The 21,511-nt window shown below is 66.9% G+C and carries 20 protein-coding genes; 10 read left to right on the top strand and 10 right to left on the bottom strand.

From position 1 onward, the window contains the following. Positions 1–36 precede the first annotated feature (36 nt). The 5 genes from V7778_RS09060 to V7778_RS09040 form a co-directional block, all read right to left on the bottom strand. A complete protein-coding gene (locus V7778_RS09060) occupies positions 37–1,002 on the bottom strand; it encodes an ABC transporter permease (RefSeq protein ID WP_335554146.1) in 966 nt (321 codons plus the stop codon). A 3-nt stretch (positions 1,003–1,005) separates the two neighbouring features. After that, on the bottom strand, positions 1,006–2,094 hold the full coding sequence (locus V7778_RS09055) for an ABC transporter permease (RefSeq protein WP_335554143.1): 1,089 nt from the start codon (positions 2,092–2,094) through the stop codon (positions 1,006–1,008). A 12-nt stretch (positions 2,095–2,106) separates the two neighbouring features. Next, positions 2,107–3,636 (bottom strand): ABC transporter ATP-binding protein, encoded by a 1,530-nt coding sequence (locus tag V7778_RS09050; RefSeq protein WP_335554140.1) that lies wholly within the window; start codon positions 3,634–3,636, stop codon positions 2,107–2,109. Positions 3,637–3,716: 80 nt separating this feature from the next. Continuing rightward, a complete protein-coding gene (locus V7778_RS09045; RefSeq protein ID WP_335554137.1) occupies positions 3,717–4,718 on the bottom strand; it encodes a BMP family lipoprotein in 1,002 nt (333 codons plus the stop codon). Between the two features lie 374 nt (positions 4,719–5,092). Then, complete coding sequence (locus tag V7778_RS09040) at positions 5,093–5,989, bottom strand: alpha/beta hydrolase (RefSeq protein WP_335554134.1); 897 nt, start codon at positions 5,987–5,989, stop codon at positions 5,093–5,095. A 576-nt stretch (positions 5,990–6,565) separates the two neighbouring features. Between V7778_RS09040 and ggpS the strand changes: the two genes are divergently transcribed. From ggpS to V7778_RS09025, 3 genes are all read left to right on the top strand, one after another. After that, positions 6,566–8,875: a glucosylglycerol-phosphate synthase gene (gene ggpS / locus V7778_RS09035; protein WP_335554131.1), complete on the top strand. Its 2,310-nt coding sequence runs from the start codon at positions 6,566–6,568 to the stop codon at positions 8,873–8,875. Between the two features lie 31 nt (positions 8,876–8,906). Further along, positions 8,907–9,971, top strand: a complete 1,065-nt coding sequence (locus V7778_RS09030) for a mechanosensitive ion channel family protein (RefSeq protein ID WP_335554128.1) — start codon at positions 8,907–8,909, stop codon at positions 9,969–9,971. A 160-nt stretch (positions 9,972–10,131) separates the two neighbouring features. Next, positions 10,132–11,562, top strand: a complete 1,431-nt coding sequence (locus tag V7778_RS09025; RefSeq protein ID WP_335554126.1) for a TIGR00341 family protein — start codon at positions 10,132–10,134, stop codon at positions 11,560–11,562. 13 nt (positions 11,563–11,575) lie between these two features. Here the strand turns inward: V7778_RS09025 and V7778_RS09020 are convergent, their stop codons facing one another. Next, entirely contained in the window at positions 11,576–12,115 is a 540-nt protein-coding gene (locus V7778_RS09020; protein WP_335554123.1) for a DUF2231 domain-containing protein, read from the bottom strand. 180 nt (positions 12,116–12,295) lie between these two features. Here V7778_RS09020 and V7778_RS09015 point away from each other — a divergent pair, with 180 nt between their 5' ends. From V7778_RS09015 to pcp, 4 genes are all read left to right on the top strand, one after another. Then, the gene (locus V7778_RS09015) at positions 12,296–12,598 is read left to right on the top strand and encodes a YciI-like protein (protein WP_335554120.1); all 303 of its coding nucleotides are present in this window, start codon (positions 12,296–12,298) and stop codon (positions 12,596–12,598) included. A 70-nt stretch (positions 12,599–12,668) separates the two neighbouring features. Further along, the gene (locus V7778_RS09010; RefSeq protein WP_335554118.1) at positions 12,669–13,421 is read left to right on the top strand and encodes a DUF969 domain-containing protein; all 753 of its coding nucleotides are present in this window, start codon (positions 12,669–12,671) and stop codon (positions 13,419–13,421) included. Continuing rightward, positions 13,418–14,374, top strand: a complete 957-nt coding sequence (locus V7778_RS09005) for a DUF979 domain-containing protein (protein ID WP_335554115.1) — start codon at positions 13,418–13,420, stop codon at positions 14,372–14,374. Before V7778_RS09010 ends, V7778_RS09005 begins: the two co-directional genes overlap by 4 nt. Continuing rightward, positions 14,374–15,018: a pyroglutamyl-peptidase I gene (gene pcp / locus V7778_RS09000; protein ID WP_335554245.1), complete on the top strand. Its 645-nt coding sequence runs from the start codon at positions 14,374–14,376 to the stop codon at positions 15,016–15,018. The genes V7778_RS09005 and pcp overlap by 1 nt, the downstream gene beginning before the upstream one ends. An 8-nt stretch (positions 15,019–15,026) precedes the next feature. Here the strand turns inward: pcp and V7778_RS08995 are convergent, their stop codons facing one another. From V7778_RS08995 to V7778_RS08980, 4 genes are read right to left on the bottom strand one after another with little or no spacing between them, the layout of a single operon-like run. Further along, positions 15,027–15,224 (bottom strand): hypothetical protein, encoded by a 198-nt coding sequence (locus V7778_RS08995; protein ID WP_335554112.1) that lies wholly within the window; start codon positions 15,222–15,224, stop codon positions 15,027–15,029. A 58-nt stretch (positions 15,225–15,282) separates the two neighbouring features. Beyond that, positions 15,283–16,191, bottom strand: a complete 909-nt coding sequence (locus V7778_RS08990) for a LysR family transcriptional regulator (protein WP_335554109.1) — start codon at positions 16,189–16,191, stop codon at positions 15,283–15,285. A 10-nt stretch (positions 16,192–16,201) separates the two neighbouring features. Further along, complete coding sequence (locus V7778_RS08985; RefSeq protein WP_335554106.1) at positions 16,202–17,119, bottom strand: pseudouridine-5'-phosphate glycosidase; 918 nt, start codon at positions 17,117–17,119, stop codon at positions 16,202–16,204. Positions 17,120–17,121: 2 nt separating this feature from the next. Then, positions 17,122–18,231, bottom strand: a complete 1,110-nt coding sequence (locus V7778_RS08980) for a carbohydrate kinase (protein WP_335554103.1) — start codon at positions 18,229–18,231, stop codon at positions 17,122–17,124. Positions 18,232–18,482: 251 nt separating this feature from the next. Between V7778_RS08980 and xapA the strand changes: the two genes are divergently transcribed. From xapA to deoC, 3 genes are read left to right on the top strand one after another with little or no spacing between them, the layout of a single operon-like run. Beyond that, on the top strand, positions 18,483–19,325 hold the full coding sequence (xapA, locus tag V7778_RS08975; RefSeq protein ID WP_335554100.1) for a xanthosine phosphorylase: 843 nt from the start codon (positions 18,483–18,485) through the stop codon (positions 19,323–19,325). Positions 19,326–19,349: 24 nt separating this feature from the next. Next, positions 19,350–20,543, top strand: a complete 1,194-nt coding sequence (locus tag V7778_RS08970) for a phosphopentomutase (RefSeq protein ID WP_335554097.1) — start codon at positions 19,350–19,352, stop codon at positions 20,541–20,543. Continuing rightward, positions 20,540–21,496, top strand: a complete 957-nt coding sequence (deoC, locus tag V7778_RS08965) for a deoxyribose-phosphate aldolase (protein WP_335554094.1) — start codon at positions 20,540–20,542, stop codon at positions 21,494–21,496. Before V7778_RS08970 ends, deoC begins: the two co-directional genes overlap by 4 nt. Positions 21,497–21,511: the final 15 nt, after the last annotated feature.

The raw sequence follows: 21,511 nt of genomic DNA, 5'->3' as shown, positions 1-21,511 counted from the left end.
ACGACGGGTTTGAGCTAAATGAAACGGGCGATACGCTCAGCGCGACTTGACGAACGGCCGTCCGAGCGCCTTGGGCGCCACCGACTTGGCCATCAGGCCGGCCAGCACGATCACGGTCAGCACATACGGGATCATCTGGATCAGCGACCCCGGGATGCGGCCCACCACCGGCAGGTCGACGCCTTCGATCTGGATCTGCACCGAGCCGAAGAAGCCGAACATCAGGCAGCCCAGCACCGTGTGCAGGGGGCGCCAGTTACCGAACACCATGGCCGTCAGGGCCAGGTAGCCGGCGCCGGCCGACATGTCGCGCAGGAAGAAGCCGCTCTGGACGATCGACAGGTAGGCGCCCGAGAACGAGCACAGCACGCCGGCGATCAGCATGGCCGTGTAGCGGGTGCGCTGCACCGACACGCCGGCCGCGTCGGCCGCATGCGGGTTTTCGCCGCAGGCGCGCAGGCGCAGGCCGAAGCGGCTGTGGTACAGCACCCAGTGCACCAGCGGCAGCAGCAGGAAGGCCAGGTAGACCAGCACCGAATGACCGCCGATCACGTGGCCGTAGAACCAGCCCAGGAAGGGCACGTCAGCCAGCGCGGCGGTGCCCGGCAGGACCACGTCGGTCAGGCGCGCCTCGCCCAGTTCCGGCGTACGGCCGCCCTGCTGGAAGAAGTACTGCGCCACCACGAAGGTCAGGCCGCTCATGGCGATGTTGATCGCCATGCCCGCCACCAGCTGGTTGCCCTTCTGGGTGATCGACACGAAGGCCTGCACCATGGCCAGGGCCATCGAGGCCAGGATGCCGGCGGCGATGCCGATCCACGGGTCCTGGTAGGTATAGGCGACGCCGGCCGACACGAAGGCCGAGGCCAGGATCTTGCCCTCGAGGCCGAGGTCGATCACGCCGCTGCGTTCGGCGAACAGGCCGGCCATCGCCGCGAAGATCAGGACCGGCGCGTTGCGGATCGTCGAGACGACGATACTGGCGAGTTGGAAGTCGTCCATGGCTTATCCTTTGCGCGACTTGGTGGAGTTGATCAGTTTCAGGACCGCCGGCGCGTACAGGTTTTCCATCGCGCCGCAGAACAGGATGATCAAGCCCTGGATGAAGATGAAGGTCTCCTGCGGGATGTTCGGTTTTTCCAGCGAGAGGTCGAAGCCGCCCTGGATCAGCGCGCCGAACAGCACCGAGGACAGGAAGATGCCGACCGGGTTCTGGCGGCCCATCAGGGCGATCGCGATGCCGATGAAGCCGGCGCCGGCCGGGAAGTTCAGGCTCAGGTAGTGGGTCGAGCCGAGGATCGAATTCACCGCGGCCAGGCCGGCCAGGGCGCCCGAGATCAGCATGGCGACGATGATGGTGCGGCTGATGCGCACGCCGGCGTAGTGGGCGGCGTGCTGGTTCAGGCCGGTGGCCTGCAGCTTGTAGCCCCAGGGCGAGCGCGAGATCATCACGCCGTAGATCGCCAGTGCGGCGATGGCGAAGAAGAAGCCGATGTTCAGCGGGGTGTCGCCCAGCACCGGGAACCACTCGCCCAGGCGCGGCATCCACGCGGCTTCGGCGAACACGCGGCTGGCCGGGTTCTGGTCGCCCTCGGGGATGAGCTTCAGGATCAGGTAGTTCATCAGGCTGGCGGCGATGAAGTTGAACATGATGGTCGTGACCACCACGTGGCTGCCGCGCTTGGCCTGCAGGTAGCCGGGCAGGAAAGCCCAGCCGGCGCCGAACACGGCGCTCGCGACCATCGCCAGGGCAATCAGCAGCCAGGGCGAGAGCGTGGCGTCGAAGGCCAGCATCGCCAGGGTCAGGCCCAGGCCGCCCAGGTACATCTGGCCTTCGGCGCCGATGTTGAACAGGCCGGCCTTCATCGCCACCGAGACCGCCAGGCCGGTGAACACGAAGGTCGAGGCGTAGAACAGCGTGTAGCTCAGGCCTTCCGGATTGATCACGGCGCTGTTGATCAGGATCTGCAGCGATTCGACCGGGCTCTCGCCCAGCAGGTGGATGACGAGCGCCGCCACCAGCAGCGCCGACAGCAGGTTCAGGAGCGGCAGGACGAAGCCCGAGGCCCAGCGTGGGAGTTCAGTGGTTTTCATGCTCATTGGCGATCAGTGCTTGTGCATCCCGCCCATCAGCAGGCCGATGCGGGTGGTATCGAATTCTTCAACGTTGAGCTCGCCGGTGATGCGGCCGCCCGAAACGACCACGATGCGGTCGGCCAGGGCGCGCACTTCTTCCAGCTCGGTCGAGACCAGCAGGATCGCCACGCCTTCGTCGCGCAGGCGCAGCAATTGGGTGTGGATGCTCTCGATGGTGCCGATGTCCACGCCGCGGGTCGGCTGGCCGACCAGCATCAGCTTCGGGCAGGCCGAGACTTCGCGCGCGATCACGACCTTCTGCTGGTTGCCGCCCGAGAGCAGGCCGATGCGCAGGTCCGGGTTCTTCGGACGCACGTCAAAGGCCTCGAGCAGGTGGGCGCAGCGCTGGGCGATGGCCTTGAAGTCGAACAGGCCGGCACGGTTCTTCACCCGGTCCTGGTAGCCGAACACGGTGTTCTGCATCACCGAGAAATCCTTGATCACGCCGTCGCGCAGGCGGTCTTCCGGCACGTGGCCGATGCCCAGCTGGCGGAACACGGCGGGCAGGCCGTCGGCGTTGGAGCGGCCGGCGTAGGGCAGGTCCTTGCCCAGGAAGCTCACCTTGCCGGAGGTCGGCAGGCGCATGCCAGACAGGATTTCCATCAGTTCGCTCTGGCCGTTGCCCGAGACGCCCGCGATGGCGACGATCTCGCCGGCGCGCACCGTCAGGTCGATGTCGGCCAGCAGCCTGACCTTGTTCTTGTCCTGCAGCTGCAGGTTCTCCACCTTCAGCACGGCGTCGCCCGGATTGTAGGGCGCGCGCGGCAGGTTGCCCTCGATCGGGCGGCCGACCATCATGTTGGCCAGCTGCTCTTTCGACGTCTCGGCGGTCGATACGGCGCCGACCACGCGGCCGGCGCGCATCACCGTCACCTGGTCGGTGATCTCCATGATCTCGCCCAGCTTGTGGGTGATCAGGATGATGGTCTTGCCCTGATCCTTGAACAGCCGCAGGATCTCGAACAGCGAGGCGGTTTCCTGGGCGGTGAGGACGGCGGTCGGCTCGTCCAGGATCAGGATCTCGGCGCTGCGATAGATCTGCTTGAGGATCTCGACGCGCTGCTGCGCGCCCACCGACAGGTCGTGGATGGTGGCCAGCGGGTCGACGTCGAGGCGGTAGCGGGCGCAGATCTCGCGCAGGCGGCCTTCTGTTTCGGCGCGCTTGGCAGCCAGCTTGAATCCGCCCTCGGCGCCCAGCATCACGTTGTCGAGCACGGTCATGTTCTCGACCAGCATGAAGTGCTGGTGCACCATGCCGATGCCCAGCGCGATCGCCTCGTGGCTGGTGCGGATAGTGCGTTCTTGTCCGTCGATCAGGAGCTGGCCGCTGTCGGCATTGTAGTAGCCGTACAGGATGCTCATGAGGGTGGATTTGCCGGCGCCGTTTTCGCCGATCACGCCATGGATCGAGCCCTTGGCGATCGAGAAGCTGACGTCGGCGTTCGCCTGCACCGGCCCGAAGGCCTTGCTGATGTTGCGAAATTCTACGGCTGGCTGCATTGAATCAGTCATTGTTCAGTATTCAAAAGCGCGCCGGACCGGGAGACCGGTGCGGCGCGCTTTTTAATGGGAATGGAAAATCAGACCGGGCAGCTGCTGCCGGCGCGGTAGTCGATGACCTTGATCTTGCCGTTGATGATGTCGGACCGCACGCCGTTGACGCGCTTCTCGATCTCCGGCGTGACGACCTTGCGGTTGTCCTTGTCCAGCACCCAGTCCACGCCGCCTTCCTTCAGGCCCTTGTAGGTGACGCCCGGTTTCCAGGTGCCGTTCTTCATCGCCATGAAGGAGTCGTAGACGGCCACGTCCACGCGCTTGACCATCGAGGTCAGCATGGTGCCCGGGTGCAGGTAGTTCTGGTTCGAATCGACGCCGATCGCCAGCTTGCCTTTTTCCTTGGCCATCTGCAGCGTGCCCATGCCGCTGCCGCCGGCCACGGCGAACACCACGTCGACGCCGCGGTCGAACTGGGCGCGCGCCAGTTCGCCGCCCTTGGCCGGGTCGTTCCAGGCCGCGGCGGTGGTACCGACCATGTTCTGCACGATCTCGACCTTCGGAGTCTGGGCCTTCGCGCCCTGCGCGTAGCCGCAGGCGAAGGCGCGGATCAGCGGGATGTCCATGCCGCCGACGAAGCCGAGCTTCTTCGATTTCGAGGCCATGGCGGCGGCGACGCCGACCAGGTAGGAGCCTTCCTGCTCCTTGAACATCACCGAGTTGATGTTGTTGCCCTGCGCGATGCTGTCGATCAGCACGAAACGCACGTTCGGGAATTCCTTGGCGACTTTCTGGACGGCCTGGGTCTGCGAGAAACCGATGGCGGCGATCAGGTCCAGCTTCTTGCGGGCGAGGCCGCGCATGACCTGTTCGGCCTGCGTATCGCTGCTGGCTTGCGCTTCGAAGACCTTGATGCCGGTCTCCTTGCTGAATCGGTTCAGGCCTTCGAACGCCGACTGGTTGAACGACTTGTCGAACTTGCCGCCCGCGTCGTAGACCATGCCCAGTTTCGGTGCACCCGGCGCCGCGAGGGCGCTGCCGGCGACGCAGAGGGCCGCGATGGTCATGCTGAGATACTTGAATTTCATGTAGTGGCTCCTGGAATAGCGATATTGTACCCGCCGCAATCTTGCGTTTGAGACGGGCAGCGCAAGCTGCATCGTCCACGGCGTCCAATGAGGCGGGGTCATCGCGCAGCGCGATTGTGTCAGCCTGGGAACGCTCGTGGGGTTACGATTTGTATCGCGGGGACGATCTCTCCGGTGGAAGCCTTGTCATGTCGCGCCGTCGCAACAGGAAATGCGCAGGAAACTCGGGGAGAAATCGGCCGCGTGCCGCGCATGGTTCGCCATACCTGGACCCTCGCAGCTCAGCCTGTCAAATATGCATCATGCGGCATATTGATGACAAATACCATTTTACTTGGCAATTTATTCGAGGGAAATATAAGTGCTGACAACATTCAACAATTATTCGCCTCGGCCGGTTCGGGCACGGAGGCAGGCGGCAGCACGGGCGGGGTCACCGGCTGGCTGAACCGGCGCGTCAGGAAGCTGGCGATCAGGGCCTGGGTGGCCTCCAGGTAGGGGATGTTCATGTGGTCCGAATTCGGCACGGTGTCGTCCGCGACCAGCTGGGCCAGCTTGGACACCAGTTCGTCGGTGTGCGAGTGCGGCACCACGTCGTCTTCGCTGGCGCGCAGCACATAGGTCGGCGCCTTCAGGGACGGTGCGTACTTGATCGACTCGAAGCGGTGGCGCAGCATGTACTCGATCGGCATCGCACGGAAGCGGCGCTTGGCGATGGCCAGGATGGAGTCGTAGGGCGTGATCAGGACCACCGAGTGCACCGGGCGTTCCTTGGCCACCTGCACCGCGACACCCGAGCCCAGGCTGCGGCCGACGACGGCGATGCGCTGGGAATCGACCATGCCGCGCGCGGCCAGCCAGTCGTAGAACGCGCAGCCGTCCTCGATCATGTGGGTTTCGGCCGGGTCGCCGTGCGACTCGCCGTAGCCGCGGTAGTTCATGGCCAGCACGGTCATGTTGGGGAAGAGCTTGCCGGCGTCGCGCACCACCCAGGACACTTCCTCGGAACGGCCGCCGAAATAGATCACGGCCGGGCGCGGGCCCTGCACCTGCGGCGTCATCAGCCAGCCGCACAGGCGGGTGCCGTCCTTGGAGCGCAGTACCACCTGGCGGGTGCGGTGACCGCTGCTGCGCGGGCTTTGCACCTCGCGCTCCACGGTCGGATTGAACACCAGCCTGCGCTGGCTTGCCGCCACCGCAGCCGTCAGGCCCAGCCACAGGACGCTGGCTACACCCGTGATCCCCGCCGCCATTTTCTTTGGTGTGTACATGCAGCACAGTCTAGCGCTACAGCCAGTTTTTGTTCTGTGCGGCACATATCACTGTTCAGCACATGGCTTAGTTATAGGAAAAAAGTTGTTTTCTCACAACGCTTAACTCCATAAATCGCCTATTCCTGGGCGAATGGAGCGGCGTTCGCCTGCGGCGCGGCGGCCTGTCGGCGTGCCTGCTGCTGGCTTCCCTGCCTGGCCTTTCCAATGACAGGCCGAGCCGCTGGCGTGCAAGCCGTCCGGTGTTATCGCTGCCGGATGCGGCCTGCTGGCACCGCGATCGGTAAGCTCAGCGGCTCATCCAGCGGCCGGTGGCGAGGCGTAACATTGTCAATAAATACTTTAAATTTGTGCCAATGTAATTTTCTTGTTATAATTTTTCTCGCCCGTCAACGCATGGCTTGATCCTTTCGGCGCGGCTGCTTTATTTCGCTTGTTTCCACTCCTGGCAATCGACGGCGCGTGCCACGCGCTCGATTGTGTTCGCCTTGTGGCGGCATTGCCGCCACGCCCACCAGGTCGGCGCCGTAGCGCCGAGCGCATCGCTCTAAAAGGACGAGGACGATGACCATCAGCATGACCAATCCAACCCGATGGGCGCCACGCCCCCACCCGGAACACTTCGTGCTCGCCACCGATCTCGACGGCACCTTGCTGGCCGGCAGTGTCGCCGCGCGCCGCCAGGTGCGCGAACTGTTCGCCGGCGCGCGCGCCGGCGCCACCCTGGTGTTCGTCACCGGACGCGGCCTCGAGTCGATTCTGCCCCTGCTCAGCGATCCGACGATCCCCATGCCCGATTACATCATCGCCGATGTCGGGGCCACCATCGTCGATGGCGCGTTGCGCCCGGTCGGCGAACTGCAGGACGAGATCGCCGCGCGCTGGCCGGGATCGCAGGCGGTGCTGCGCGCCCTGGCCGGCTTCTCCGGCCTGGAGCGCCAGAGCGTGCCCCAGGAACGGCGCTGTTCCTTCCTGGCGCGCGAACAGGCCGTCACGCCCGCATTGCGGGCGGCGGTCGAGGCCCTGGGCTGCGATCTGCTGATGTCGGCCGGCCGCTACCTCGACGTGCTGCCGCGCGGCGTCGGCAAGGGCCCGGCGCTGCTGCGCCTGGCGCAAGCGGCCGGTTTCGATCCCGCCACGGTGGTCGTGGCCGGCGACACGCTGAATGACCTGTCGATGTACGAGACCGGCTTGCGCGGCATCGTGGTGGGCGGGGCCGAACCGGCGCTGGTGGAGCAGGTGCGCCGCTGGCCGCTGGTGCATGCCGCGGGAGGCGAAGGTTGCGACGGGATCCTGGAGGGCCTGGCCCACCATGGTGCGATCGCCCCGGCCTCGCCCCGTGCGGCATTCCCGCCGCCGCGCGGCGAGGCCGAACTGGTGATGGTCTATCACCGCCAGCCGTTCGACGAAGTGACCGAGGAGGGCGTCGTGCGGCGCCGGCGCCCGCGCAGCCCGAACGGCATCATTCCGACACTGCTGCGCTTCTTCGCAGGCGAGCGCGCCGGTTCCTGGGTGGCCTGGTCGCAGCAAGCCAGCCGCGAGCCGGAAGATTTCGCCACGCATGTCGCGGTCGACCCGGAGCGCTATCCGCTGCTGAAGGCGGCGCGGGTGGCGCTGACGGCCGAGGACATCGACATCTTCTACAAGAAATTCTCGAAAGAGGCCTTCTGGCCGATCATCTTCTCCTTCCCGGACAAGGCCGAGTTCAAGCAGGCGCACTGGGAGCGCTTCCTGGAAGTCAATCGCCTGTTCGCCGAACGCACGGCACGTGAAGCGGCGGAAGGCGCGCTGGTCTGGGTGCATGACTATAACCTGTGGATGGTGCCGGCATACCTGCGCCCGCTCCGGCCCGACCTGCGCATCGCCTTCTTCCATCACACCGCCTTCCCGTCGAGCGACGTCTTCAACATCCTGCCGTGGCGGCGCGACATCATCGGTAGCCTGCTCCAGTGCGACTACGTGGGTTTCCATATCCCGCGCTACGTCGAGAACTTCGTCGATGCGGTGCGCACCCATGCGCCGGTCGACGCCCGCGGCGGCGTGCCCTGCGCGCCGCGCTTCCTGACCTACGGCTGCGCGCTCGGCGTCGATACCATGACGACCGCGATCGAGGCCGGCGGGCGGCGGGTCGGCCTGGGCGCGCATCCGGTCGGCACCGACGTGGCGATGATCGAACAGGCTGTCGCCAGCGCGGACGTGCAGCGCCAGGCGGGCGCGATCGGCGCCTACCTGGGCGCCGCGACCGGGATCGTGTCGATCGAGCGGCTCGACTATGTCAAGGGCACGCTGGAAAAGCTCGAAGCCTTCGAGCGGCTTTTGGAGTGCCATCCGGAGCACATCGGCAAGGTGACGCTGCTGAACGTCATCACGCCGGCCGCGCCGGGCATGGAAATCTACGAAAGCCTGCGCGTCGAGGTGGACCGCACGGTCGGCCGGATCAACGGCCGTTTCTCGACCCTCGATTGGGTTCCGGTACGCTATTTCTACCGTTCCTTGCCTTTCGAGGAGGTGCTGGCGCACTACGTCGCATGCGATATCGCCTGGATCACGCCGCTGCGCGACGGCCTGAACCTGGTCGCCAAGGAATTCGTCGCGGCGAAGAAGGCCAGCGGCCGCTCCGGGGTGCTGGTCCTGTCGGAGTTCGCGGGCGCGGCGGTCGAACTGCACGGCGCCTTGCTGACCAATCCCTACGATGCCAATGCCATGACCGCCTCGCTGCACGAGGCATTGAGCATGGGGGCGGACGAACGCGCCTACCGCACCGCGCGCATGGCGATGATCGTCGAGGAGCACGACGTGGCCCGCTGGGGCCGTGACTTCATCGCGGCCGCCGGCGGCGCGGCGACGGCCATCCTGCCGGCCGCGGCGGATGCGCTGGCCGCCTGAGGCGAACGGCATCCCGACTGGAGCAAATGACATGGACTATCTGATACTCGACAACGACCTCGTGGCCTGGAGCATCGCCCTCGGCATCGCCGCCGCCGTGATCGTGCTGCTCCTGCTGGCAAGGCGCCTGGTGGTGCAGCGCCTGCGCGCCTTCTCGGCCTCGACGGCCACCTACCTGGACGACCTGGCGGCGAAGGTGCTGGCCGCCACCCACCCGCTGTTCGTCCTGGCGATGGGCCTGTATGCCGGCTCGCATGCGCTGGCCCTGTCGGACAAGAGTGCTACCCTGCTGGCGCGCATCGCGATCGCCGCGCTGCTGCTGCAGGTGGCGCGCTGGGGCGACATCGGCGTGCACGGCTGGCTGCAGCATTACCGGGCCAGGCGCAGCGAACAGGATGCGGCCAGCACCACCTCCACCGCGGCGCTGGGCTTCGTGGCGCGCACCGCGATCTGGGTCGTCATCGTCCTGATGATCCTCGACAACTTCGGGGTGAACATCACGACCCTGGTCGCCAGCCTCGGCATCGGCGGCATCGCGGTCGCGCTGGCGCTCCAGAACGTGCTGGGCGACCTGTTCTCTTCGCTCTCGATCGTGCTCGACAAGCCCTTCGTGGTGGGCGACTTCATCGCCGTCGACGATATCGCCGGCACCGTGGAGTACGTGGGCCTGAAGACCACCCGCATCCGCGGGCTGGGCGGGGAGCAGGTGGTGTTCTCGAACAGCGACTTGCTCGGCAGCCGGATTCGCAACTACAAGCGCATGCAGACGCGCCGCATCGTGTTCACGATCGGCGTGACCTACGAGATCGGCAAGCGCCAGCTGCTGGCGATTCCGGCCATGCTGCGCGAGATCGTCGAGGCCCAGCCCCAGGCCAGGTTCGACCGCGCGCACTGCAAGTCCTACGGCGCCTCCTCGATCGATTTCGAAACCGTGTACATCGTCCAGACCCCGGACTACGGCGCCTACATGGACATCCAGCAGGCGATCAACTTCGCCCTGTTCGAGCGTTTCGCCGAAGAGGGGATCGACTTCGCCTACCCGACCCAGACGGTCTACCTGGCGCGGGCGAAGGCGGGTGAGGGCGCGGACGACTAGGCCGGCGCCGATGTACGATCGCCAACGGACGCTGTCGGCGGTGCGATACAAAGCTTGTCTTCCTGGCAGGGACCAGGCCAAGAAACATTTGTATGAATAGGAATTCCCGGCGAGAATCTCGGTTTTCCTTATCCTCGGGGAATTTCGATTTCCCGCGATCATGAACGCTCCCGACACCCCAAGCCGCCCGGCCTCGCTGCGCGACGCCATCGCCCACCGCTTCAGCTTGCTCGACGACAAGGCGAACGACGCCGAGATCGATCGCAGCCTGCGCGCCGGCGTGGAACTGCGCGGCGCCACGCCCTGGATCCTGATGTTTGCGATCGTGATCGCATCGGTCGGCCTGAACACGAATTCGACCGCAGTGATCATCGGCGCGATGCTGGTGTCGCCCCTGATGGGGCCGATCGTCGGGCTCGGCTATGGGGTCGGCATCTACGATTTCGCGCTGGTGCGCCGCTCACTGGCCAATCTGGCGATCGCCGCCGGCATCAGCCTGCTCACCTCGACGCTGTATTTTATGTTGACGCCGCTGGACGAGGCGCAGTCCGAATTGCTGGCGCGCACCACGCCCTCCCTGTGGGACGTGCTGATCGCCCTGGCCGGCGGCTTGGCGGGGATCATCGGCCAGACCCGGCGCGAGAAGTCGAACGTGATTCCCGGCGTGGCGATCGCCACCGCGCTGATGCCGCCGCTGTGCACCGCGGGCTACGGGCTGGCCAACGGCGACTGGGCGGTGTTCGGCGGCGCCTTCTACCTGTTCTCGATCAACTGCGTGTTCATCGCTTTCGCCGCGGTGGTCGTGATCGAATTCCTGCGGCTGCCCCATCGCAAGTTCCTGGACCCGCGCAGGGAGCGTCACGTCAAGCGCGCGCTGCTCGCGATCGTGCTCCTTACCGGCCTGCCCAGCATCTACCTGGCGGCAAAGCTGGTCGACAACGAAGTCTTCAAGAGCCGGGCGCGTGAGTTCGTACGCAAGGAATTCCGGGCGGCCCAGGTACATGTGCTCGACACCAATGTGGTTCCCGGCTCGCGCGCCATCGAAGTGACCTTGATCGGCGCGCGGCTGCAGGCGCCGGCAATCAAGGCGATCGAGGCACGGCTGGCGCCGGCCGGCTTGGAGGATGCGCGCCTGTCCGTGCACCAGGCCCAGGCGGAAACCGACAACAAGATCGACGTCCGCAGCCTGAAGGCGGACATCCTGGCCGATATCGTACGCAACAACCAGCAGGCGCTGCAGGACAAGGATGCGCGCATCGCCGCGTTGCAGGCACAGCTGAGCGGACAACAGGACTGGGCCGGCCAGGCGGCGGCGATTACCCGCGAGTTCGAGGCGCAATATCCGCAATGCGGCAACGTGCTGGTGGGCAAGGCGGTAGCGCCGGGCGCGGTGCGGGAAGCGCAGATCCCCTTCCTGAGCGCCGACTGCCGGCGCAAGCCCGGCTCCGCCGACCTCAGGCGCATCGAGGACTGGCTGAAGGTCAGGACCGGCGACCCGGCGGTGAAGCTGGTGTTGTCTGCGACGCGCGGCAAGATCCTGCGCCAGGACGCCGCGCCGGAGCGCGTTCCGCCGGCGCCGCGCGCCGGCTAAGAGCGCGCGCTGCTCAGGCGGTCCGCGCGTCCTGCCCGGCCTGGCCGTGGGCCGCGTACTGGTCGACGTCGAGCACGGTGTGGTCGTAGCGCTCCTCGTTGGGCAGGGCGCCGGCCGGCGGCTTGATGGCAGGGCCCGGCATGCCGGGCGAGCCGAGCATGCGGTAGCCCAGCCAGGCCGAACCCAGCACGGCCGCCGCGCCCAGCACCGACAGCGCCATCGAACGCGGCGCATGGTGCGGCGTGGTGACGCGCTTGGCCAGGTTGGCGGCGGTGAGGGCCAGGGCGGTGCCGTTCAGCAGGCCGTGCACGGTGGCGTCGCTCTTGGCCGGGGTGTCGTCGGCGATGGTCTGGTAGTCGCGCGCGCCCGCCGCCCCGGCCGCCAGCCCGCCGACGAAGCCGCCGGCCAGGCTGTAGAAGGCGGCATCGGCATAGCGCGCGTCGCCGGTGGAGCGGTGGGCGGCGTCGAGCAGCAGGCCGAGCGGGATCAGGGTGGCAGGGATCTTGTTCAGGATCGGGTGCAGCAGGTGGCCTGCGATCATGGTCTTGGGCATGGTGTTCTCCTTGCTGGATGCGTGTGGATCAGTGTGGCATACGGGCGGGGAGGGGAGAGCACGGTTGGGGTCTGCGTTGGTGGTGTGCCTGGGAACTTGGGTCCCCGCGAATGCGGGGACCCAAGTTCCCAAGCAATCCGTTACCATCTCCGTTCCCCCGCCAACCATTGGAGCCCCCCAGTGCACTACATCCTGATGTACGACCTCGCCCCCGACTACCTCGAGCGCCGCGGCGAATTCCGCGACGAACACCTGAAGCTGGCCTGGGCAGCCCAGGAACGCGGCGAGCTGATTTTGGCCGGCGCCATGGCGGAACCGGCCGACCACGCCGTGCTGATCTTCGACTGCGCCACCCCGGAAGCGGTGCAGCTGTTCGCCGCCCGCGACCCCTACGTCACCCACGGCCTGGTGCGCGCCTTCCATGTGCGCCAGTGGAACACGGTGGTCGGCGAGCTGGCCACCACGCCGGTCCGCCCCGCGTAAACCGCCTTGAACATGGGGTAATATTGCCCGGCTTCTAAACGCGTTTCACAATAAAAAAGCTGGAGACCCCATGCAATCTGCCGTCAACCTGTGGCCGCTGCTCGGCGTAGCGGTCATCGTCGCTGGCTTCCTGCTGCGCGCCAATCCGGTGCTGGTGGTGGTGGCCGCCTGCGGCGTCACCGGCGCCGCAGCGGCGATGCCGGTGACGGCCATCCTCGCCTCGCTCGGCGCCGCCTTCGTCAAGACCCGCAACCTGCCGCTGATCCTGCTGCTGCCCTTGGCCGCCATCGGCCTGCTGGAGCGTTTCGGCCTGCGCGAGCGCGCCCAGAGCGCCATCGCCAGGGTGCGCTCGGCCACCGCCGGCCGCCTCCTGATCGTCTACCTGTTCGCGCGCGAGACCACGGCCGCCGCCGGCCTCACCAGCCTGGGCGGCCACGCGCCCATGGTGCGTCCGCTGGTGGCGCCGATGGCCGAAGCGGCAGCCGAAGCCAGGTCCGGCCCGCTGCCCGAGCACCTGCGCCAGCGCATCCGCGCCATGGCCGCCGCGACCGACAACGTCGGCCTGTTCTTCGGCGAGGACATCTTCGTGGCCTTCGGCGCCATCGTGCTGATGCAGACCATCCTGCAGGCCGAGGGCATCGCCGTCGATCCGCTGCACATGGCGCTGTGGGGCATCCCGACCGCCATCACCGCCTTCGTCATCCATGCCTGGAACCTGCGCCGCCTCGACGTCCAGATCCAGCGCGAGATGGGCAAGACGGCCGCATCGGGCAAGACGGCCGCATCGGGCAAGACGGCCGGATCGGGCAAGGCGTCCGCATGACCCTCACCCTCGACCATTTCTACGTGCTGGTCGGCCTGCTGCTCGGCGCCGTGGCGGTGATGAACCTGCTGGACCGCAGCAATCCGCGCCGTGTCACGACGGCCATGTTCTGGGGCCTGTATGCGCTGCTCTACCTGGCCGGCGAACGCATGCCGCCGGAGGCGGTCGGCGCGTTGATGATCGCGATGGCCCTGGTGGCCGGCTTCGGCTGGGTGCGCGGCGGCAAGCCGGCCATGCCGGGCGAAGACGAACGGCGCGCCAGTGCGGCCAAGTTGGGCAATCGTTTATTCCTGCCGGCCCTGCTGCTGCCCATCGTCACCGTGATCGGCGCCACCCTGCTCGAGGACGTGCAACTGGGTGGCCTGCCCATGCTCGACCAGAAGCACCTGACCCTGGTGAGCCTGGGCTGCGGCGCCCTGATCGCCCTGGGCGCCGCCTGCTGGCTGACCCGCTCGACGCCGCTGCAGGGCGTGCGCGAGGCGCGCCGCCTGGTCGACGCGATCAGCTGGGCGGTGGTGCTGCCGCACATGCTGGCCGTCCTCGGACTGCTGTTCACCGAGGCCGGCGTCGGCAAGGCGGTGGCCCATGTGACGACCTCCTACATCAACATGGATTCGCGCCTGGTGGCGGTCGCGGTATTCTGTATCGGGATGGCGCTGTTCACCATCGTCATGGGCAACGGCTTCGCCGCCTTCCCGGTGATGGCGGGCGGGGTCGGCATTCCGGTCTTGGTGAACATGTATGGCGCGAATCCGGCCGTGATGGCGGCGATCGGCATGTTCAGCGCCTATTGCGGCACCCTGATGACGCCGATGGCCGCCAACTTCAACATCGTGCCGGCGGTGCTGCTCGACCTGCCCGACAAGAACGCGGTGATCCGCGCCCAGATTCCGACCGCGCTGCCGCTGCTGGGCGCGAATATTCTGCTGCTTTACTTCCTGATGAACCAATGATGAGAACCGTCCTGCTCACCGGCTTCGAGCCCTTCAACAAGGCGACCGTCAACCCGGCCTGGGAGGCTGTGCGCGCACTGGAGGGCTGGAGCGGGGAGGGCTTCCGGGTCGAGGTGCGCCAGCTGCCCTGCGTGTTCGGCCAGGCCATCGCCGCCATCACCGAGGCCATCGACGCGCTGCGTCCCGACATCGTGATCGCGGTGGGGCAGGCGGGCGGTCGGCCCGAGATCTCGGTCGAGCGGGTGGCGATCAATGTCGACGACGCGTCCATCCTCGACAATGCCGGCCTGCAGCCGGTGGATAACGCGATCGTGCCGGATGGGCCGGCCGCCTACTTCTCGACCCTGCCGATCAAGGCCATCGTGCGTGCGCTGCGCGAGCAGGGCCTGGTGGCGGGCGTGTCGCAGACCGCCGGCACCTTCGTGTGCAACCACGTGTTCTATGGCCTGATGCACCACGTGGATGGACGCGGGATCAAGGCCGGCTTTATCCACGTGCCTTTCCTGCCCGAGCAGGCCGAAGGGCGGCCCGGCAATCCGCCCTCGATGGCGCTGGACGACATCATCCAGGGCATCCGCACGGCGGTCGAGGTCACGCTGGCCACGGACACCGACCTGCTCGAGGCGGGCGGCGCCACGCATTGAAGGCAGGTTCAGGCGCTACGCGCGTTGGCAATGATCGTGGCGACGTTCTCGAGTTCCTTGACCACGCCGACGATTGTGGGTTCGAAGCGTTCGAACATGTACTGGGTCGCGGCTTCGGGGCTCAGGCCTTCCGGCGTTTCATGCACCAGGCGTTTCATGGCGAGTTCGCGTACGTGGTAGGCGAAAAGCAGTTCATTGACATCCATGCGGGCCTCCCGAAAAAGAAAGCGCCACGATAGCACGCGGCGCCCAGGCCACAGGGCTTCAGGCCTGCTTCTCTTCCGGGAACAAAATCTTGAGGAAAGCCCGCACCACCGGCGCATCGTCCTGCGCCAGGTAGCTGATGTACAGGTTGGCCGAAGGCGCGTTGGTCCGGATCGGCATGAACTTCACGCCCGGCCAGCCGATGCGGCCCGTGGTCTCGGGCAGCAGGGCCACGCCCAGGCCGGCGCCGACCATGGCCAGCAGGGTCTGCGGCTCGGCTGCTTCCTGGAAGATCATCGGCTCGAAACCGGCGTTGACGCAGCACTGGATCAGGTAGCGCGGCTCGGCCGACTGGGTCAGGTGCAGGGTCAGCATCGGCTCGTTGGCAATGTCGATCAGCTCGATCGCATCCTGTGCGGCCAGCGGATGCTTCTCGTTCATCGCCACGCACACGTTTTCGGGGAAGCACAGGTCCTGGCGCAGGTTGGCCTGCTTCAGCACTTCGGGCTCGATGCGCGGCTCGCGCCAGAAGCCGACGTCGATCTGGCGGTTGCGCAAGGCTTCCCACTGGTCGTTCGGTCCCAGCTCGTGGATGGTCCAGGTCACGCGGGGGAACTGGCTCTGGAACTGTTCCAGCAGGCCGGGGATCGGCCCCCACATCGCCGAGCCGACGATGCCCACGCGCAGGCGGCCCACTTCACCGCGGTCGATCTGGCGGATGGTGTCGATCGTCATGCGCATCTTGGCCAGCAGCTCGGCCGCTTCCACCATCAGGGCCTTGCCGGCCACGGTGAGTTCGAAGCTGCGCGTGGTGCGGGTGAACAGGCGCACTCCCAGCTCGCTTTCCAGCTTCATGATCTGCTGGCTCAGCGGCGGCTGGGAGATATGCAGGCGCTCGGCGGCGCGGCTGAAGCTCTTTTCTTCGGCTACCGCGAGGAAGTACTTCAGCTGTTTGAGATCGATCGACATGGTGTTCGTGTTAGCCGGCAGTCTGGTTGAGGGCGACAGCCAGGCGCGCGCCGACCAGGGCGTTGTGCTTGACCAGGGCGATATTGGTTGCCAGGCTGCGCCCGCCCGTCAGTTCCTTGATGCGCCCCAGCAGGAAGGGCGTCACCGCCTTGCCGCTCACGCCGCGCTCGCCGGCTTCGTCCAGCGCCTGCCCGATGATGGCGTCGATCTCGTAGGGCTCCATCGCGGCCTCGAGCGGCACCGGATTGCTGATCACCACGCCGCCCGCCATGCCGAGCCGCCACTTGGTGCGGATGAAGGCCGCCTGGTCTTCCGGCGCATCGATCTGGAAGTCGGCCTTGAAGCCGCTGTCGCGGGTGAAGAAGGCGGGGAAACCGGGCTGGCCGACGCTCACCACCGGCACGCCCTGGGTTTCCAGGTATTCGAGGGTCAGGCCGATGTCGAGGATGGACTTCACGCCCGCGCACACGACCGCCACGCTGGTGTGCGCCAGCTCCTGCAGGTCGGCCGAGATGTCGAAGCTGGTCTCGGCGCCCCGGTGCACGCCGCCGATGCCGCCGGTGACGAAGACTTCGATGCCGGCCAGCTGGGCGCAGATCATGGTCGCGGCCACGGTGGTGGCGCCCAGCTTGCCCTGGGAAAGCACATAGGCCAGGTCGCGGCGGCTGACCTTGATCGCGTCGGGCGAGGAGCCGAGCAGCTCGAGCTGGTCGTCCGACAGGCCGATGCAGATCTTGCCGCCAATGATGGCGATGGTGGCCGGCACGGCGCCGGCGTCGCGGATCACCTGCTCCACTTCGCGCGCGGTATGCACGTTCTGCGGGTAGGGCATGCCGTGCGAGATGATGGTCGACTCCAGGGCGACGATGGGCTTGCCGGCGGCGCGGGCGCCGGCGACTTCGGGCGAGAAAAGGAGAAAGGATTGCATGATCAGTCCAGGATGAGTTCTTCGAGGAGGCCGTCGAGATGGCCGGGTGCGAGCTGCGGATGGACGGTCTGGGCGCAGCCGATGGTCAGGGTAGCGAGCTGGAGGCCGCGGCGGCAGGCCAGGGCCAGGCCGCTGTCGCCGCTATGCAGCGACCAGCAGACGGCCGCTGCGAAGGCGTCGCCGGCGCCGGTCACGTCGACCACCTGCGCCGGCGGAGCGGTCAGGTGCGCCAGGCCGCCGGGGCCTGTATAGAACACGCCGGCGCCGCCCTGGGTGACGACCAGGTCCTGCACGCCGTCGCGCTGGACTTCGATGCAGGCGGCGGCGATCTCGGCCTCGCTCTCGAGCGGGCGGCCGACCCGGGCCGCCAGTTCGCCAACGTTGAGGATCAGGAGGCGCACGCCGGCCAGCTTGCGCGGCAGGCGCGCCATCTTGGGTTCCGACACCGCCACCAGCACCAGAGGCACGCGGTCGCGCGCGGCGTCCTCGACCAGGGCGGCGATGCTGGCCTGGGGCAGGTTCAGGTCGGCCACGACCAGCGCGGCGGCGCCGCGCTGCTGGGCGCGCGCGGCCAGGAAGGCGGGCGTCATCTCGTCGTGGATGGCCATGTCGGCCAGGGCCACCGCCATGTCGCCGTCGTGATCGAGCACCGCCGTGTAGGTGCCGGTCGCATGCCCGTCCAGGCGCAGGGCGGCGCGGGTGTCGATGCCGGCGTCTTCCGCATGGGCCAGCAGGGCGCGGCCCGAGGCGTCGTTGCCGACGGCCGTGACCAGGGCAACCGGGGTGCCGAGCCGGGCCAGGTTCTCGGCGATGTTGCGCGCCACGCCGCCGAAGGATTCGTCCTGGCGCGCCGGATTCGAGGTGGCCATGGCAAGCTTGGCGAGGGTGCGCAGCTTGCGGTCCAGGTTGGAGGCGCCGACGCAGACGATGGGACGGCGATTCGGCAGGACGTAGGCGCGGCCAAGGATGCGGCGTTCGCGCACGAGGGTGGCGATGTAGTTGGCGACGGCGGAGCGCGACAGGCCCAGTTGCGCGGCCAGGTCCTGCTGCGAAATGAAGGGGTTGGTGCGGATCAGCTCGTACAGCTGTTCTTTCTTGGGCAGGTCGCTCACGATATCCGTTCTAAACAAATGTTTGTCGATACTAGATAAATGTTTGGCTGCTGTCAATTCGTGTCGTGGACCATGGTAGCACCCCAGCTTGATTTATTGCATCATCATATAAATCGGGAAGAAAAATGGTATTTGCCATACATAATCGGCCTCATGCATAGTTATACAATTCGGCTATCCGGCGTCCCCGCAGCAGCAAGCCGCCCAGCCTCTCCCAACAGTCCCCCGATACCGCACAACGAGGAAGATCCATGTCCAGCAATACCCCATTCGAAGCCGCCGACATCATCCGCGCCCGCAAGCCGGGCTTTACGCCGCGCGTGGCGCTGATCCTCGGTTCCGGCCTGGGCGTGCTGGCCGAGCAGATGAGCGACGCGGTGGCGATCAGCTACGCCGACCTGCCGGGCTTCCCGATCAGCACCGTGCACGGCCACGCGGGCGAGCTGGTGCTGGGCACCCTGGGCGGTGTCGACGTCGCCTGCATGAAGGGCCGCGGCCACTTCTACGAAGGCTATGGCCCGGGCGTGATGACCTCGGCCATCCGCACCCTGAAGCAGATCGGCTGCGAACTGCTGTTCGTGACCAATGCCGCCGGCTCGCTGCGCGTCGAAGCCGACGCCGGTTCGCTGGTCGCGATCACCGACCACATCAACTTCCTGCCGGGCAGCCCGATGGCCGGCCCGAACGACGAGCGCTTCGGTCCGCGCTTCTTCAGCATGGCCAACGCCTACGACGCCGAGACCCGCGAGATGGTCAAGGCGGTCGCGGCGGAGAAGGGCATCGCGCTGAACGAAGGCGTCTACCTGGCCGCCGCCGGCCCGCACTTCGAGACCGCCGCCGAGATCCGCGCCTTCCGCACCCTGGGCGCCGACGTGGTCGGCATGTCGCTGATCCCGGAAGTGATCGCCGCGCGTCACTGCGGCCTGAAGGTCGCCGCCGTCTCGGCCATCACCAACCTGGCCGAAGGCCTGAGCCCGTTCGCGCTGTCGCACGAGCAGACCCTGAAGTACGCCGCCATCGCGGCCAAGGACATGGTCACCCTGATCCAGTCCTTCATCGAGCGCCTGGGCGAAACCCCGGCGGCGGCCGCTTAATTTACTTGATTAGCGAGGGATACCATGTCACGCGCTTTCATCCTCCTGCTTGACTCCTTCGGCCTGGGCGCGCTGCCCGACGCCGACAAATACGGCGACACGGGCGCCAACACCTTCGGCCACATCGCCGCATGGGCCGCGAAAGAAGGCAAGCCGATGTCGCTGCCGAACCTGGAGCGCCTGGGCCTGGCGGCCGCCGGCCACAAGGCCAGCGGCGAGTGGGCCCCCGGCTTCGCGCTGCGCGACGGCTTCAGCGGCGCCTGGGGCGTCGCGCGCGAGCAGTCGACCGGCAAGGACACCCAGAGCGGCCACTGGGAAATCGCCGGCGTGCCGGTGCTGTTCGACTGGGGCTACTTCCCCAAGACCGTGCCGTCCTTCCCGAAAGAACTCACCGACAAGCTCCAGGAACTCACCAGGGTGCCGGGCTGGCTGGGCAACTGCCACGCCTCGGGCACCACCATCATCGACGAGCTGGGCGACGAGCATGTCGCGACCGGCAAGCCGATCCTCTACACCTCGGCCGACTCGGTGCTGCAGATCGCCGCGCACGAAGAGCACTTCGGCCTCGAGCGCCTGTACCAGGTCTGCGAAGCGGCCTACGAGCTGGTCAAGCCCTACAACATCGGCCGCGTCATCGCCCGTCCTTTCCTGGGCGAAAACGGCAAGTACAAGCGCACCGCCAACCGCCACGACTACGCCGTGCCGCCCACCGCGCCGACCCTGCTCGACCATGTCAAGGACGCTGGCGGCGAAGTCATCGCGCTGGGCAAGATCAGCGACATTTTCGCGGCCCAGGGCGTGACCCAGCTGATCAAGGGCCCGGACAACATGGCCCTGTTCGACCGCCTGCTCGAAGTGGCCGACACCGCGCCGGAGAAATCGCTGAGTTTCGTGAACTTCGTCGACTTCGACATGCACTTCGGCCACCGCCGCGACGTCGCCGGTTACTCGAACGCGCTGCACGAACTGGACGCGCGCCTGCCGGAATTCATGGCCAAGCTGAAGGAAGGCGACATGGTCGTGATCACCGCCGACCATGGCTGCGACCCGACCGCGCCGGGCTCGGACCACACCCGCGAGCACATCCCGATGATCTTCTTCGGCCCGGCCGTGAAGGCCCAGGAACTGCCGACCGCTTCCACCTTCTCCGATATCGGCGCCACGCTCGCCAAGCACCTCGGCGTCAAACCACTTTCGAACGGAACCGCACTGCTATGACCCAGCCCCTGGATTTCAAACGTAACATCGCCGTCGGCCTGGACCTGGGCCTGGTCAACGGCCTCAAGGTGAACCGCAACGCGGCCGACCGCCGCGCCGCCAGCCTGGCCAACCGCCGCACGGTCAAGAAGGAATACCAGGCCGCCTGGCTGATCCGCGCGATCGAGTGCATGGACCTGACCACCCTGTCGGGCGACGACACCCCGGGCCGCGTCGAGCGCCTGTGCATGAAGGCGATGCGTCCGATCCGCACCGACCTGATGCAGGCCCTGGGCCTGGACACCCTGAGCACCGGCGCCGTCTGCGTGTACCACGAGATGATCCAGCCGGCCGTCAAGGTGCTGCAGGGCCGCCTGCCGATCGCCGCGGTCTCGACCGCCTTCCCGGCAGGCCTGTCCAGCCTGGAAACCAAGATCCGCGAAATCGAGCTGTCGGTGGCCGCGGGCGCGACCGAGATCGACATCGTGATCACCCGCCAGCACGTCCTGACCGGCAACTGGCAAGCCCTGTACGACGAGATGCTGGCCTACCGCCAGGCCTGCGGCGAAGCGCATGTGAAGGCCATCCTGGCCACCGGCGACCTGGTGACCCTGGAAAACGTGGCCAAGGCCTCGTGGGTGTGCATGATGGCGGGCGCCGACTTCATCAAGACCTCGACCGGCAAGGAAGGCGTGAACGCCACCATCCCGGTGTCCCTGGTCATGGTGCGCGCGATCCGCGACTACTACGAGCAGACCGGCTACATGGTCGGCTACAAGCCGGCCGGCGGCGTCTCGACCGCCAAGACGGCGCTGCAATACCTGACCGTGATGAAGGAAGAGCTGGGCAACGAGTGGCTGCAGCCGCACCTGTTCCGCATCGGCGCATCCAGCCTGCTGACCGACATCGAGCGCCAGCTCGAGCACTACGTCACCGGCAACTACTCGGCTGCCCATCGCCACGCGCAACCTTAATATCCAACGGATTCG

It is taken from the genome of Massilia sp. DD77 (genome assembly GCF_036961685.1).
In the GTDB taxonomy this organism is placed as follows: domain Bacteria; phylum Pseudomonadota; class Gammaproteobacteria; order Burkholderiales; family Burkholderiaceae_D; genus Telluria.
The sequence above is the reverse complement of the archived record's forward strand: the minus strand, read 5'-3'. Positions and strand labels throughout refer to the sequence as shown.